Raw genomic sequence first — 14,236 nt, forward strand, 5'->3', positions numbered from 1 at the left:
GCCCGTTCCGTAACCTAAGCCACTCTCGACTACGCTAGTAGCGACGAGGACGTTGAGAATTTCCCTCCACATTCCTGTAATTTGCCCATAAGGAGCACATCCATGGCGCTTATCGATGCCATTCACGCCCGCGAAATCCTTGATTCCCGCGGAAACCCGACCGTAGAAGTTGAGGTCCTGCTTTCCGACGGCCAGATCGGCCGCGCAGCAGTTCCCTCCGGCGCCTCCACCGGCGAGCACGAAGCTGTTGAACTCCGTGACGGCGACAAAGGCCGTTACCTCGGCAAGGGTGTCCAGAAGGCCGTTGACGCGGTCATCGACGAGATCTCGCCGGCACTCATTGGTTTCGACGCAACGGACCAGCGCAGCATCGACCAGGCCATGATCGACCTCGATGGCACCCCGAACAAGAGCAAGCTCGGCGCCAACGCCATCCTGGGTGTTTCCCTGGCCGTTGCCAACGCAGCCGCTGCTTCCTCGGACCTGCCGCTGTACAAGTACCTCGGTGGCCCGAACGCACACGTCCTCCCGGTTCCGCTGATGAACATCCTCAACGGTGGCTCGCACGCGGACTCCGATGTTGACATCCAGGAATTCATGATCGCCCCGATCGGTGCCGAGACCTTCTCCGAAGGCCTGCGCTGGGGTGTTGAGGTGTACCACAACCTCAAGGCTGTCCTCCAGGAAAAGGGCCTCTCCACGGGCCTCGGTGACGAGGGTGGCTTCGCCCCCAACCTGCCGTCCAACCGCGCTGCGCTGGACCTGATCCAGGAAGCCATCAAGAACGCCGGCTACACCCCGGGTACGGACATCGCCCTTGCCCTGGACGTTGCATCTTCCGAGTTCTACAAGGACGGTGCTTACCAGTTCGAAGGCAAGGCACTGACCGCCTCGGAAATGAGCGCCTACTACGCCGAGCTCGTTGCCGACTACCCGCTGGTCTCCATTGAAGACCCGCTGGACGAGAACGACTGGGAAGGCTGGAAGACCCTCACCGACACCATCGGTGACAAGGTCCAGCTGGTTGGCGATGACCTCTTCGTCACCAACCCGGTCCGCCTGCAGCAGGGAATCAGCGCCGCCACGGCCAACTCCCTGCTGGTCAAGGTCAACCAGATCGGTTCCCTGACCGAGACCCTGGACGCCGTTTCCCTGGCCCAGCGTTCCGGTTACACCACCATCACCTCGCACCGCTCCGGCGAAACCGAGGACACCACTATCGCTGACATCGCCGTTGCCACCAACGCGGGCCAGATCAAGACCGGCGCCCCGGCCCGCTCCGAGCGCGTCGCCAAGTACAACCAGCTCCTGCGCATCGAAGAAGAACTCGACGACGCCGCACGCTACGCCGGCCGCAGCGCGTTCCCGCGTTTCAAGGGCTAGCATTCCGCGAAAACAGCTGACCGGTGGCTATGGTGGAAAGACCATAGCCACCGGTTCTGTTTAACGCTTGCCTGCGGAGCCGCGGGCACAGCAGGACCTACGCAAGTTCCGCACACGTACGTTACGCGCAGGGCAAGCGCAGCAACCCGCCAGGCAAGCACCGGGCATTACAGGAGTGTCATGGCCACCCGTCGTCCAAAGGTTCCCAGGGCCGACGCCCTCGGAAGGCCGAACAGCGCAGGAAGGCCGAACAGCGCAGGAAGGTCAACCAGCGCAGGCACGGCCAACGGTCCGGCACGGCCCAACCCGGTGGGCACGCCAAACAGCGCAGACCCTGCCGGTGGAGACGTCATCGAGGCTGAGTTCGGCGCCTCCCGCGGCTCTGCGGAATCCTCGACGCCGAAAGCGGCCACCAGGAAGCCCTCGGCTCCCAAAACCCCGCGCAGCACGAGGTCCTCCATCGGTTCCAAGACCGCAGGCAATACCAAGAGCCCAGCCACCAAGGCTCCAGGCAGCGGCAAGACCCCGGCCACCAAGAACAGCCCTTCAACCAAGAAGAGCCCCGCAACCAAGAACAGCCCCGCCGCGTCCACGAAAGCTTCAGGCAAAGCCTCCGGCAACGGCACCCGTGATGCCCAGGATCTCGATCCTGTACCTGCCAAGGCGTTCTCGGGCAGGATGCTGGCGTTGGCTGTGGTCATGATTGCCATCACCATCATGCTCGCGCCCACGGTCCGGATTTTTCTGGAGAAGCGCGCCGAAATCTCCGCCCTGGAGGCCGAGATCGCCAGCAAGCAGGCAGAGCAGGCTGAGCTGAATAAGCAGCTTTCCCGGTGGCAGGATCCCAACTACGTGAAACAGCAGGCCCGCGACCGCATTAACATGGTTATGCCGGGTGAAACGGGTTACTGGGTATTTGGCGGGGAAGAAGCCGCCGGTACCCCTGGGGGCCGCACCGGCTCCGGCTCATCCGCAAACCCGGCAAACCTGCCCTGGGTGGATGCGCTCTGGGAGTCAATCAGACGATCGGCAACAGACTAGACGCGGTGCCCGCCGCCGTCGTGTCCTTCCAGGACATGGCCAAAAGGGCAGGAAGGTTGGCAGCGCAAGTGGAAGAGAACACGGCAGCCGTGCCGCAGGAATCCCGCCAGCCATCAGCACACGACCTCGATGTCCTCAGCCGCCAGCTGGGCAGGCCGGTGCGGGACGTGGTGGAGATTCCCGCGCGCTGTGTATGTGGGAACCCGCTCGTGGCGGCCACGGCACCCCGGCTCAGCAACGGGACTCCATTTCCCACCACGTTCTACCTGACCCACCCGGTCATCACCTCCGCAGTGTCGCGGCTGGAAGCGGGCGGAATGATGAACGAGATGAATGATCGGCTTACCACAGATCAGGAGCTTGCGGACGCGTATCTTGGCGCCCACGAGGCCTACCTGCAGGCACGCAATGACATCGCTGGACGTTCCGGGACGGGGGCCGTGCCGGAAATCGATGGGATCTCCGCCGGTGGCATGCCCACCCGCGTCAAGTGCTTGCATGTCCTGGTTGGCCACTCCTTGGCGGCCGGTCCCGGGGTCAACCCCTTGGGTGACGAAGCTTTGGACGCTATCGCAGAGTGGTGGACCAAGGACCGTTGCTACTGCGATGGCGCCTGGGACACTGCAGGCGAGGCTCCCTCGAGGGATCTTAGCCGTCACGGTCCTCAAGGATTGCCTGACATCGTAGGGCGCCCGGCGCCGGTCCGTAAACCCAAAGCCGGGTCCGGCAGCGAATTGGTGGAGGACGCATGAGCCGCGTCGCCGCCATTGACTGCGGAACCAACTCCATCCGACTGCTCATTGCCGACGCTTCGGCGAACGGGGCGCCCGGGCCGCTGACCGACGTCGTGCGTGAAATGCGCGTGGTCCGGCTGGGACAGGGCGTAGACGCTACCGGAGAACTTGCTCCGGAGGCCCTGGAACGCACCTTCTCCGCCACCGCGGACTATGCAGCACTTATCCGTGAACACGGTGCCGCGCGCGTGCGCTTTGCCGCTACCTCGGCCACCCGCGACGCCCGGAACCGCCAGGTTTTCGTTGATGGAATCCGGGAGCTTCTGGGTGTGGAGCCTGAAGTTATCTCAGGTGATGAGGAAGCTGCGCTGTCCTTCGCAGGTGCCAGCAGCGTTTTGCCGGTCACAGGGGACGACGCGGTGCTGGTGGTTGACCTGGGTGGCGGCAGCACCGAATTCGTGCTCGGCGACGCCAATGGCGTGATTGCTGCGCGGTCGGTGGACATCGGCTGTGTGCGGTTGACCGAGCGGCACCTTCGCAGCGACCCACCTACGGCGGCCCAGATTGCAGCAGCAGAGGCCGACGTCGACGCCGCACTTGACCTTGCTGCGCAGACCGTTCCGCTTGACCGTGCCACAGCCGTGGTTGGCGTCGCGGGTTCCATCACCACCATCACTGCGCACGCCCTGGGCCTGAGCGAGTACCAGCCGGACCGGATCCACGGCGCCTATCTCGATATTGAAACCATTAGCGACGCGTGCACCAGCCTGCTGGAGATGACCCGCGACGAACGGGCCGTTCTTCCCTACATGCATCCAGGCCGCGTGGACGTCATTGGAGCTGGAGCCCTGGTGTGGCGGCGAATCCTGAATAGGCTTGCGGCCGTGGGCAACGGTTCCGTCAGCGGTGCAATTTCCAGCGAGCACGACATCCTGGATGGGATTGCCCTGAGTATCCGGGACTCCGCATGACCCTGCGACGCCACCGCCTGCTTTCTGCTGCCCTCGCCACGATGCTCGCCGGGGGAGCACTGGCCGGTGCGCTGTTGACTGCGCCGGCAGCGATGGCGGACGCCTGGCGGGACAAGGAGTACTGGCTCAAGGAATCGGGAATCACGAATGCCTGGCAGGTTTCAAAGGGAGCAGGAGTCAAGGTCGCTATCATCGATAGCGGAATTGACGGGAACCACCCCGACCTGAAGGGCGTCGTGGTGGGCGGAACGGACGTTTCCGGAGCCGGAGCGCCCAACGGACAGAAAAGCATAGGCGCCAAGACAGAGCACGGAACCCTTGTGGCCACCATGCTGGCCGGGCGCGGACACACCACGCCCACAGCTTCCCCGTCGCCCTCAGCCTCGCCCACCGTTCCTCCTGCCGGGGGACCGGACGGGATCATCGGCGTCGCGCCTGAGGCGGAGATCCTGGCAGTATCCACTTGGCTGGGGTCACCGAACCCCGGAGGCAAGACGGACCAGGAGCAGATTCCAGACGCCGTTCGCTGGGCCGTGGACAATGGCGCGAAGGTCATCAATATTTCGCTGGGCAGCACCTCACCGGTTTGGCCTCAAAGTTGGGATGCGGCCTTCCTGTATGCCGAGCAAAAGGATGTGGTGATCGTCGCCGCCGCGGGCAACCGGGTTGGTGGCAACGTGCAGGTTGGAGCTCCTGCCACCATTCCCGGTGTGCTCACCGTGGCAGGGCTCGACGGCGATGGCCGGGCCAGCGTCGACTCCTCCTCCCAAGGGATCAGCATTGGCGTTGCAGCACCGGCAGAAGACCTCCTTGGCGGCCTTCCCGGCGGCGGATACGCGCAATGGGCTGGAACTTCCGGGTCCGCGCCCATCGTTTCCGGCGTGGCCGCGCTCATCCGGTCCAAGTGGCCTGACATGAGTGCGAAGCAGGTCATCAACAGGATTGTGAGCACGGCCAAGGACGCCGGCGCCCCTGGCAAGGACCCCCTTTACGGCTACGGTGTGCTCAACGCAGAGGCAGCGCTGAAGGATGAGGTAGAGACCACAAGCACCAACCCGCTCGGATCGATCGCGGATTGGATCCGCGTCCACCGGCGAGGCGACTTCAGCACCCCCTCCGAGGCTCCTGTGGCCAGTCCTACAAGCGCGGCACCCACCCTGGCAGATCCGACCGTTCCCGTCGCCGCCACTCCTGCACATGTTGATGACGCCCTTCCGGCTGCCGTCGTGCTCGGGTTCGGCGGCATTTTTGCAGTGATCGTTGTGGGCGCTTTCATTCAGCTGCGCAGGGTCGCCAAGAACCCTTCCACTGCTGGGGAAGAGGCAGAAACGGGAACGTTGGAAGCGGTGGATCCGCCCACCCGGAAGTAGCTAGTGAAGATTTTCACAAAGTGCTGTACTCTGGTTTCATGGCAACCACCCCAGAGCTCATTGACCGTCCCCGGGTTCTCGTCGTCGGCGGCGGCTACGTCGGCCTGTACGTAGCCCTTAAATTGCAGAAGAAGATCGCGAATGCAGGTGGCATCGTCACCGTCGTAGATCCACTGCCTTACATGACTTACCAGCCGTTCCTCCCCGAGGTCGCTGGTGGCAACATCGAGGCACGCCACGCCGTCGTCTCCCACCGTCAGCACCTCAAGCAGACCGAGCTCATCCAGGGCCGCGTCACCAGCATCGACCACGCCAACCGCACCGCGGTTGTGGCTCCGGCCAATGGTGAAGCTCCCTTCGAGATTCCGTACTTCGACGTCGTCATCGCAGCTGGTGCCATCACCCGCACGTTCCCGATCAAGGGCCTCGCTGACAAGGGCATCGGCCTGAAGACCATTGAGGAAGCGGTAGCACTTCGCAACAAGGTCCTGGAGCGCATCGAAGCCGCCTCCACCATGACGGACCCCGCAGAACGCGCCAAGGCCCTCACCTTCGTGGTTGTCGGTGGCGGTTTTGCCGGCATCGAATGCCTCACCGAAATGGAAGACCTCGCCCGCGCCGCGGTCAAGAACAACCCGCGTGTCCGCCAGGAAGAAGTTCGCTTCATCCTCGTTGAGGCCATGGGCCGCATCATGCCCGAGGTCACCGCATCCCAGGCCGAGTGGGTTGTAGAGCACCTGCGCAGCCGCGATATCGAGGTCCTCCTCAACACCTCCCTGGACAGCGCTGAGGGCAACCTTAAGCTGATCAACCTCCCGGACAAGACGTCCGCCGGTGAAGTTGAAGCTGACACCCTCGTGTGGGCTGCCGGTGTGCAGGCCAACCCGATGATCCGTTCAACGGACTTCCCGCTGGAACCGCGCGGCCGTGTCCGCGTCCTCCCGGACCTCCGTATTGCTGGCGACGAAGGCATCGTCGAGAACGCCTGGGCAGCTGGCGACATCGCCGCTGTTCCAGACCTCACGGGCAAGGGCCTGCCGGACGGTACTTGCGTCCCCAACGCCCAGCACGCGCTCCGCCAGGCAAAGAAGCTCGCCAAGAACCTCTGGGCTTCGCGCTGGGACAAGCCGCTGCACGACTACAAGCACAAGAACCTTGGTGCTGTGGCCGGCTTCGGCGAGTGGAAGGGTGTTGCCAACATCAACCTGCTGGGCCGCATCGGCCTCAAGGGCGGCCTCGCCTGGCTGGCACACCGTGGCTACCACGGCATGGCCATGCCCACGGTTGAGCGCAAGTTCCGCGTGATCTTCGGCTGGATCCTGGCCTTCTTCGCAGGCCGCGACACCACGCAGCTGATTGACCTGGACAACCCGCGTGGCGCTTTCGTTGCGGCTGCAACCCCGGCCCCCAAGCCGGCTGCTGCACCTGCTCCCGCGCCTGTTGTTGCGGAAAAGCCTGCCGAGGACAAGACTCCGGTATCGGCTGACGCCAAGTAGTACGCACGTCCGACGACGGCTGCTCCCCTGAGGGGAGTGGCCGTCGTCGTTTAAGCTGTTGCCATGCCTGGCGAAACCGATCTGAAGACCCTTCTGGAGTCCCTGCATCCTGTCATCAGGGATGGTGACTACGTGTACGCGCTTTGGCCGCATGGCAAGCCGCTGGAAGGCGACATCGAGGCCGCCGTCCGTGAGGCCGAAGGTTTGACTGTGGTGATGCGGCGGGACGAGGCGGACAGGCTTGGCCTCGCCTACGATTTCGTGGCTTCCTGGATCACGCTCCAGATTCATTCAGCATTGGAAGCGGTGGGTTTGACGGCCGCCGTGAGTGCGGCACTGACGCACGCAGGCATCAGTTGCAACGTCCTGGCGGGCTTTCATCATGACCACTTGCTGGTCCCGGTAGCGGACGCCGACCGCGCGTTGGACGTTCTGCGTTTGCTGGCCCGGGGACTGGTACTGCGGACGGAGCGGCTAGAAGACCGTCCTGAAATCCTGGAACTGACGGCACGTGCCTTTTCAGTGTCTCCGGTGACCGGTCAGCCGGTTGAGGGGACTCCCTTGGAGGTTGGCTTGCTGCGTGAGCTCTTCGAGTGCGACGAGTACATTCCCGAGTTGAGCATCGTAGTTGAGATTGGCGGGGACATTGTTGGCCACGCCATCAGCACCCGCGGCTGGATCGGCGACCTGGAGCTAGTGGGGTTGGGTCCTATCGGCGTGCTTCCCCAGTTTCAGCGACGCGGCATCGGCTCGGCCCTCATGCGCGAGACCGCCTCGCGCGCCACGGCGGCAGGGGTGCCTGCCATTGCTTTGTTGGGCAGCCCCCTTTACTACCCGCGCTTCGGCTATGTGCCGGCCACTTCCTTGGGTGTGGAACCGCCCGAGACAGCCTGGGGCGATCACTTCCAGTTGCTGCCATTACCGGCATGGCCCGACGGCGTCCGGGGAACCTTTCGCTACGCGGCGCCATTCGAACGCGTGTAGCTGGGATACCATGGTGCGGGCGCCCCAGTAGCCCAATTGGCAGAGGCAGCGGACTTAAAATCCGCGTGTTGTGGGTTCGAGTCCCACCTGGGGCACAAGGATGGAAGGGGAGGAGGATTCCTCCCCTTCCATTTGTCGGCTATCCTTCGGGGACTTTTCCCAGCAGGCTCGTAGATTCCCCACAGGCAACGAGTGTTATAGGGATGTGACCTGAATCACTTATCTTCCCGGATCAATTGCACTAGTTTGAGTCTTAATCAGGAACACCTGAGTTATCGCATCAAAGGCAGTTCGCACCTTTCGATCGAGGAGACAACGAATGTTTGATCTTTCCCAAGCGGCGCCCCGAGCCGCCAAGCTTACAGCGCTTGGCATTGGGGTTGCCCTCCTGGCCACAGCTTGTGGTGGGTCCTCCACGCCGAGCCAGACCGGGTCCAGTTCCGCCGCCGCCGCAGGCATCTCCTGCCCGGCTCCGAGTGCAGGGGCGGGAGCCGGCAACAGCCAGGCTGCTACCAACACGGGACCCGTACCTCCCTCGACCACCACTACCGCCACTCCTCTGAAACTTGGATCGCTGCTGCCGACGACGGGGTCGCTCGCGTTCCTCGGCCCACCCGAAATTGCTGGCGTCAACCTCGGTATCAAGGAAGTCAACGATGCTGGTGGCGTCCTGGGTGCTCCGGTTTCGGTGGTGCACCGTGACTCCGGTGATACCAAGACCGACATCGCAACCCAGTCCACCACCGCCCTGCTGGGCCAGGGCGTAAGCGCAATTATTGGTGCAGCCTCGTCCGGTGTTTCCAAGACGGTCATCAACCAGATCACCGGCGCTGGAGTCATCCAGTTCTCACCTGCGAACACGTCCCCTGACTTCACCACCTGGGACGACAAGGGCCTGTACTGGCGTACCGCCCCCTCTGACGTCCTGCAGGGCAAGGTCCTGGGCAACTACATGGCTACCTGTGGCGCCCAGACTGTTGGCATGATCGTCCTCAACGACGCCTACGGCACCGGCCTGCAGAAGAACGTCAAGGAGGCCTTCGAGGCCGCTGGCGGCAAGGTTGTTGCCGAGGAGCTCTTCAACGAAGGTGACTCGCAGTTCAGCAGCCAGGTGGACAAGGTCATTGCCGCCAAGCCCGACGCCATCGCACTGATCACCTTCGACCAGGCAAAGAGCATCGTCCCACTGATCACCGGCAAGGGAATCAAGCCCACGCAGCTGTTCATGGTTGATGGCAACACCTCGGACTACAGCAAGGACTTCCAGGCCGGCACCTTGAAGGGCGCACAGGGAACCATCCCCGGTACGTTCGCCAAGGACGCCTTCAAGCAGAAGCTCCTCGCCATCGATCCGGCCCTGAAGGATTACAGCTACGCAGGCGAGTCCTACGACGCCGTAAACCTGATCTCGCTGGCCTCCGAAGCGGCCAAGAGCACCAAGGGCACAGACATTGCAGCCAAGCTGAAGGACGTCTCTGAAGGCGGCGAGAAGTGCACCGACTTCGCCTCCTGCGTGACCCTGCTTCGCCAGGGCAAGGATATCGACTACGACGGCCAGTCGGGTCCGGTAACGTTCTCCGACGCCGGTGACCCCACCGAGGCTTACATCGGTATCTACGAATACCAGGACAACAACACCTACAAGCCGGTCCGTGAAGAGTTCGGCAAGCTCTAAGCCAAATCCTGACTAGACCGCAAACAGAACAGGTCCCCTTCCTCTCCAGGAAGGGGACCTGGTCTTGTTTTACGTGGGTGTGTTGTGGGGCCTGGTGTGCGTGTCTGGGGCTGGGTTTGGGGCGCGGAGTGGGCCTGGCAACGGGTTGCCGGAAAACGACGGAGGGCCTTGGGTTATACCCAAGGCCCTCCGAGCGTGCGTGATGCGGCTTCTAGACCTCGTCGGCCAGGGTTCCGAGGTACAGCTGGATAACCTTGGGGTCCTTCATGAGTTCGCGTCCAGTGCCTGTGTAGGCGTCCTTCCCTTGGTCCAGAACATAGCCGCGGTCGCAGATCTGCAGGCAACGGCGGGCGTTCTGTTCCACCATGATGACCGAGACGCCGGCGCGGTTGATCTCGTGGACCCGAAGGAACGTCTCGTCCTGTTTGACGGGGGAGAGACCCGCCGATGGCTCATCGAGCAGGAGCACCGCGGGGTCCATCATGAGTGCCCGCCCCATGGCTACCATCTGGCGTTCACCGCCCGAGAGGGAACCTGCTCGCTGGGCACGTCGCTTGGCCAGTTCAGGGAAGAGGCTGGCAACGAAGTCGAAGCGCTCGGCGAACGACTTGGGCCGCTGGAACATGCCCATCTGGAGGTTTTCTTCGATGGTGAGGGTGGCGAAGACGTTGTTGGTCTGGGGGACAAAACCAACGCCCTGGGTGACAAGCTTGTTGGCCTTCAAGCCGGTGAGATCCTGACCCCTGACTACCACGGTGCCGGAATGGACCTTGACCAGACCGAACATCGCCTTCAGCAGGGTGGACTTACCGGCGCCATTGGGGCCGATAATTCCGATCAGTTCACCCTTGCGGGCCTCGATGGAGCAACCATTGAGGATGTTGACGCCAGGAATGTAGCCCGCCACCAGGTTGGTGACTTTGACGACTGAATCGCTTGCCGGGGCATCCGCTGAGGCGGGCATTGCGCTGGTGCTGCTCATTTCCCGTCCTCCTTCTTGGTTTCTACGATCTCGGACAGGATGCCTGCGTCTTCTGTTCCCACCACCGACTCTTCGTCAGCCTCAAGTTCTGCCTCGAGTTCCTTGATGCCTTCTGCATCGCCGAGGTCGACGTCGTGGTGTGCTCCAAGGTAAGCATCGATCACGGCAGGGTTCTTCATGACTTCCCCGGGAGGACCTTCGGCCACGATCTTTCCTTCTGCCATGACGACCACCCAGTCTGCGATGTGGCGCACCATGTTCATGTCGTGCTCCACGAACAGGACTGTCATGCCTTCAGCCTTGAGGTTCTTGATGTGGTCCAGGAGGGACTGGGTCAGTGCAGGGTTCACGCCGGCCATGGGCTCGTCGAGCATGACGAGCTTCGGCCTGACCATGAGGGATCGTGCCATCTCCAGGAGCTTGCGCTGGCCACCGGAGAGGGAAGCGGCGTAGTCATCCTTCTTGGCGTCCAGCTTGAACTTCTCCAAGAGCACATGTGCCTGTGCCGTGATCTCCTTCTCGCGGCCACCCCAGATGCCCTTGAACAGGGCCTTGGAGAGACGCTCGCCCGGCTGGTCGGCGGCACCAAGCCGCATGTTTTCCATGACTGTCAGCTTGCCCATGACCTTGGTCAGCTGGAATGTCCGCACCATGCCCATGCGCGCCACTTTGTAGGACGAGACACCGGCAATGCTGTTTCCTTCGAACTGCCACTTGCCCGTGTTTGGCGTGTCGAAGCCGGTGAGCAGGTTGAACAGGGTTGTCTTGCCGGCACCGTTTGGCCCGATCAATGCCGTGATCTTGTGTCGGGGGATCTCCAGGTATTCCACGTCCACGGCGTTGATGCCACCGAAGGAACGGGTGACGTTTTCGGCTACGACGATCGGATCGCGCTTCTTGCAGCCCGGGGTGTTTTCCCCGACCGCAATGGGGCGTGAATCGGTCATGTAGTCGATGCCTGCCTCGTCGGGCGGGATGGCGCCGTAGACAGAACTGCCGGTGCTGCCTGTGTTGGACGGGCCAGCCGGATTGATTGGGTTGTTGCTGATTGGTTCGTTGGTCTCACTCATGCGAAAGCAAGCTCCTTCTTATTGCCGAAGACGCCTTGCGGGCGGAAGATCATCAGGAGCATCAGTGCCACACCAACCAGGATGTAGCGCAGCTGGCCGGCCTGAACGGTGGTCAGCCAGGTGATGACTCCGGATTCGATGAGCCCATAAAGGAGGCTCTGCGTCAGCGAGAGCACTACCCAGAAGATCATGGCTCCGATCACTGGGCCCAGGACGGTTGCCATGCCACCGAGCAGGAGACAGGTCCAGAGGAAGAACGTGAGCTCTGTGCCGTAGTTGGAGGGTTGGACAGCGCCGCGGGGGAGGGTGAAGATCATGCCTGCAAGTGCACCCAGGATGCCGCCAATGATGAGGGCCTGCATCTTGTAGGAGTACACATTCTTGCCGAGCGACCGCACGGCGTTCTCGTCTTCACGGATGCCCTTCAGGACGCGGCCCCAAGGGCTGCGCATCAGCAGCCAGACCAGCAGGCAGCAGATGATGACCAGGCCCCACCCGACAACGCGGATGAAGAAGTCACGGTTGTTCATGCCCATGTATGACCCCTCGGGGAAGGGGTTCATGGAATAGAAACCACCCTCGAACGCGGCCAGGCCGTTTGCCGAACCCGTAACGCTGGTGAGCTGGTTGGTAGTGACGACGTAACGCACGATTTCCGCTGCTGCGATCGTGACGATAGCGAGGTAGTCCGCCCTCAAGCGGAGTGTCGGAATACCCAGGATGAAGGCGAAGATCACCGAACACAGGACCGCGATCAGCAGGCCGATGAAGAACGGGGTCTTGAAGGTCAGCGTGGAGATGGCGAAACCGTAGGCTCCCACTGCCATGAATCCGGCCTGGCCGAAGTTCAACAGGCCGGAGTAGCCGAAGTGGACGGCGAGGCCCAAAGCAGCAAGTGCGTAGGCCGCCGTCGTCGGGCTGAACAATTCGCCAAGGGCGCTGGAAAGAATAAATCCGAAGTCCATGGCCCGCTCCTAACCCACACGCTCACGCCGGCCGAGGATACCCTGCGGTCGGAACAGAAGAACAACAATCATGATGAACAAAGCGCCGACGTACTTGAGGTCGGCGGGGAGGCCAAAGACAGTGGTCAGCTCCACGAAGATACCGACGACGATAGAACCGATCAGGGCACCGAAGACGGTTCCCAGACCACCGAGCGTCACGCCGGCGAAGATGAGCAGCAGGATTTGCGAGCCCATGTCGAAGGTCACTCCGGGCCGGTAATAGGCCCACAGAATGCCACCGAGGGAAGCGAGGACGCCGCCAACAATCCATACCAGCCGGATGACGGAGTCGACGTCGATGCCCGAAGCAGCCGCCAAAGCAGGATTGTCTGCCACCGCGCGGGTTGCTTTACCGAGACGGGTCTTCAGCAGGACGATGCCGATCAGGGCAATCACCACGGCACTGATCAACAGGGACCAGAGGTTGTTCGGAGAGATGGAGATGGGCCCGATCTGGACCTCTGCGCTTTGGGCTCCGGGCAGCTGTTGGGTGGCGCCGCCGAAGAAGAACTGGATGACGTAGCGGATAGCCAGGGCGAGGCCGATGCTGACAATCATCATGGGCACCAGGCCCGAGCCGCGCCGCCGCAGGGGCCGCCAGAGCCCGGCATCCTGGACATACCCGAAGAGCCCGCCGCCGATCAGCGACAGCAGGATGGCCAGCCAGAACGGCAAGCCAAATCCGTTGAACATGAAGACCAGGACAGCGCCCAAGGTCACCATCTCACCGTGGGCGAAGTTGGTGAGGCCTGTGGTGCCGAAGATGAGGGACAAGCCCACGGCGGCAAGTGCCAGCAGCAGACCGAAGCTTAGTCCCGCAACCAGGCGGTTGAGGAGGTTTTGGCCGAAGTCCTGTTGCTGGACGACGATGCCCTTGCCGAAAGCGAAGATCACCGACAGGTTGGACGTCTGGTTGAACGTGACATCGCGCGGATTCTCCTGGCCATCGGCCAGCTTGATGCCCTCCGGCAAGGTGGAGGTATCAAGCTCAACTCTGTACGTGCCCTGCACGGGGACACCTATGCTCCAGGCGCCGTTTGCTCCGGAGGTGGCTTCCCCTTCGAACCCGTTGCCCGAGGCCTTGATCTTCACGCCCGGTATGGGGGCGCGGGCATCGTCGCGGAGGAAGCCGCTGATATTGTTCTGGAAATTCGTTGGGGATGGCGAAGGCGAGGGGGTGGTAGCCTCCGCCGAGGGGGCGGCGATCAACAGGGTGGCAATGAGGGCTGCGAAGAACGCCCCCACGGCTCTCTGCAGTCCCTTGGACCGTCTCATGGACGGGTCGCGCAGTGTGCTTCTCAAAATGGAAACCTCCACAGTGGGGGTGGTCCCGGCTGCGCCATTGCAGCCGGTGCGAACGGTCATGGGGCTTGTGAACAGTTCTTGCCTGCTGCCTCGATTGTGATCTAAGTCACCCATGTGTGGCCTATGTTACCGCTCAGTGCGGCTAAAAAATGCACAGCATAGAGGTCAGAAGATAGCGATCGGATAACAACTGTGAAGCTATAGGCAACAAGCAATCT

Annotated in this window: 12 protein-coding genes and 1 tRNA gene; 9 read left to right on the top strand and 4 right to left on the bottom strand. The window is 62.5% G+C overall.

Translation table 11 applies throughout. The features are described 5' to 3' along the window. Positions 1 to 102 precede the first annotated feature (102 nt). The 9 genes from eno (at position 103) to LDN90_RS06105 (ending at position 9,654) form a co-directional block, all read left to right on the top strand. A complete protein-coding gene (gene eno / locus LDN90_RS06065; RefSeq protein WP_216924896.1) occupies positions 103 to 1,383 on the top strand; it encodes a phosphopyruvate hydratase in 1,281 nt (426 codons plus the stop codon). A gap of 180 nt (positions 1,384 to 1,563) precedes the next feature. Then, on the top strand, positions 1,564 to 2,424 hold the full coding sequence (locus tag LDN90_RS06070) for a septum formation initiator family protein (RefSeq protein ID WP_223948355.1): 861 nt from the start codon (positions 1,564 to 1,566) through the stop codon (positions 2,422 to 2,424). Between the two features lie 68 nt (positions 2,425 to 2,492). After that, a complete protein-coding gene (locus LDN90_RS06075) occupies positions 2,493 to 3,176 on the top strand; it encodes a DUF501 domain-containing protein (protein ID WP_223949251.1) in 684 nt (227 codons plus the stop codon). After that, positions 3,173 to 4,129 carry a Ppx/GppA phosphatase family protein gene (locus LDN90_RS06080; protein ID WP_223948356.1) on the top strand — a complete coding sequence of 319 codons (957 nt, stop codon included), beginning with the start codon at positions 3,173 to 3,175 and terminating at the stop codon, positions 4,127 to 4,129. Before LDN90_RS06075 ends, LDN90_RS06080 begins: the two co-directional genes overlap by 4 nt. After that, positions 4,126 to 5,499, top strand: a complete 1,374-nt coding sequence (locus tag LDN90_RS06085; RefSeq protein ID WP_223948357.1) for a S8 family serine peptidase — start codon at positions 4,126 to 4,128, stop codon at positions 5,497 to 5,499. The genes LDN90_RS06080 and LDN90_RS06085 overlap by 4 nt, the downstream gene beginning before the upstream one ends. 38 nt (positions 5,500 to 5,537) lie before the next feature. Then, positions 5,538 to 6,995 (top strand): FAD-dependent oxidoreductase, encoded by a 1,458-nt coding sequence (locus LDN90_RS06090; RefSeq protein ID WP_223948358.1) that lies wholly within the window; start codon positions 5,538 to 5,540, stop codon positions 6,993 to 6,995. A 63-nt stretch (positions 6,996 to 7,058) separates the two neighbouring features. Then, positions 7,059 to 7,979, top strand: a complete 921-nt coding sequence (locus LDN90_RS06095) for an N-acetyltransferase (protein WP_223948359.1) — start codon at positions 7,059 to 7,061, stop codon at positions 7,977 to 7,979. A 21-nt stretch (positions 7,980 to 8,000) separates the two neighbouring features. Further along, positions 8,001 to 8,074: transfer RNA gene (locus tag LDN90_RS06100), tRNA-Leu, on the top strand. A 224-nt stretch (positions 8,075 to 8,298) separates the two neighbouring features. Then, the gene (locus LDN90_RS06105; RefSeq protein ID WP_216924902.1) at positions 8,299 to 9,654 is read left to right on the top strand and encodes an ABC transporter substrate-binding protein; all 1,356 of its coding nucleotides are present in this window, start codon (positions 8,299 to 8,301) and stop codon (positions 9,652 to 9,654) included. 211 nt (positions 9,655 to 9,865) lie between these two features. On the opposite strand, the gene LDN90_RS06110 is transcribed toward LDN90_RS06105, so the two are convergent. The 4 genes from LDN90_RS06110 to LDN90_RS06125 all read right to left on the bottom strand — a co-directional run bounded on the left by LDN90_RS06110 (position 9,866) and on the right by LDN90_RS06125 (position 14,078). Next, the gene (locus tag LDN90_RS06110; protein WP_223948360.1) at positions 9,866 to 10,636 is read right to left on the bottom strand and encodes an ABC transporter ATP-binding protein; all 771 of its coding nucleotides are present in this window, start codon (positions 10,634 to 10,636) and stop codon (positions 9,866 to 9,868) included. Next, positions 10,633 to 11,583 carry an ABC transporter ATP-binding protein gene (locus LDN90_RS06115; RefSeq protein WP_223949252.1) on the bottom strand — a complete coding sequence of 317 codons (951 nt, stop codon included), beginning with the start codon at positions 11,581 to 11,583 and terminating at the stop codon, positions 10,633 to 10,635. Before LDN90_RS06115 ends, LDN90_RS06110 begins: the two co-directional genes overlap by 4 nt. A gap of 119 nt (positions 11,584 to 11,702) precedes the next feature. Continuing rightward, positions 11,703 to 12,671, bottom strand: coding sequence for a branched-chain amino acid ABC transporter permease (locus tag LDN90_RS06120; protein WP_216924904.1), 969 nt, complete (start codon positions 12,669 to 12,671; stop codon positions 11,703 to 11,705). A 9-nt stretch (positions 12,672 to 12,680) separates the two neighbouring features. Further along, on the bottom strand, positions 12,681 to 14,078 hold the full coding sequence (locus tag LDN90_RS06125) for a branched-chain amino acid ABC transporter permease (protein WP_223948361.1): 1,398 nt from the start codon (positions 14,076 to 14,078) through the stop codon (positions 12,681 to 12,683). Between the last annotated feature and the right edge of the window lie 158 nt (positions 14,079 to 14,236).

Origin of the sequence: Arthrobacter sp. NtRootA1 (genome assembly GCF_019976975.1) — a bacterium.
In the GTDB taxonomy this organism is placed as follows: domain Bacteria; phylum Actinomycetota; class Actinomycetes; order Actinomycetales; family Micrococcaceae; genus Arthrobacter; species Arthrobacter aromaticivorans.

Bases quoted from the DNA above. Each gene is read 5' to 3' on its own strand.
- eno (WP_216924896.1), top strand. From the start codon at position 103: ATGGCGCTTATCGATGCCATTCACGCCCGCGAAATCCTTGATTCCCGC.
- LDN90_RS06070 (WP_223948355.1), top strand. From the start codon at position 1,564: ATGGCCACCCGTCGTCCAAAGGTTCCCAGGGCCGACGCCCTCGGAAGG.
- LDN90_RS06080 (WP_223948356.1), top strand. From the start codon at position 3,173: ATGAGCCGCGTCGCCGCCATTGACTGCGGAACCAACTCCATCCGACTG.
- LDN90_RS06085 (WP_223948357.1), top strand. From the start codon at position 4,126: ATGACCCTGCGACGCCACCGCCTGCTTTCTGCTGCCCTCGCCACGATG.
- LDN90_RS06090 (WP_223948358.1), top strand. From the start codon at position 5,538: ATGGCAACCACCCCAGAGCTCATTGACCGTCCCCGGGTTCTCGTCGTC.
- LDN90_RS06095 (WP_223948359.1), top strand. From the start codon at position 7,059: ATGCCTGGCGAAACCGATCTGAAGACCCTTCTGGAGTCCCTGCATCCT.
- LDN90_RS06105 (WP_216924902.1), top strand. From the start codon at position 8,299: ATGTTTGATCTTTCCCAAGCGGCGCCCCGAGCCGCCAAGCTTACAGCG.
- LDN90_RS06110 (WP_223948360.1), bottom strand. From the start codon at position 10,636: ATGAGCAGCACCAGCGCAATGCCCGCCTCAGCGGATGCCCCGGCAAGC.
- LDN90_RS06115 (WP_223949252.1), bottom strand. From the start codon at position 11,583: ATGACCGATTCACGCCCCATTGCGGTCGGGGAAAACACCCCGGGCTGC.
- LDN90_RS06120 (WP_216924904.1), bottom strand. From the start codon at position 12,671: ATGGACTTCGGATTTATTCTTTCCAGCGCCCTTGGCGAATTGTTCAGC.
- LDN90_RS06125 (WP_223948361.1), bottom strand. From the start codon at position 14,078: ATGACCGTTCGCACCGGCTGCAATGGCGCAGCCGGGACCACCCCCACT.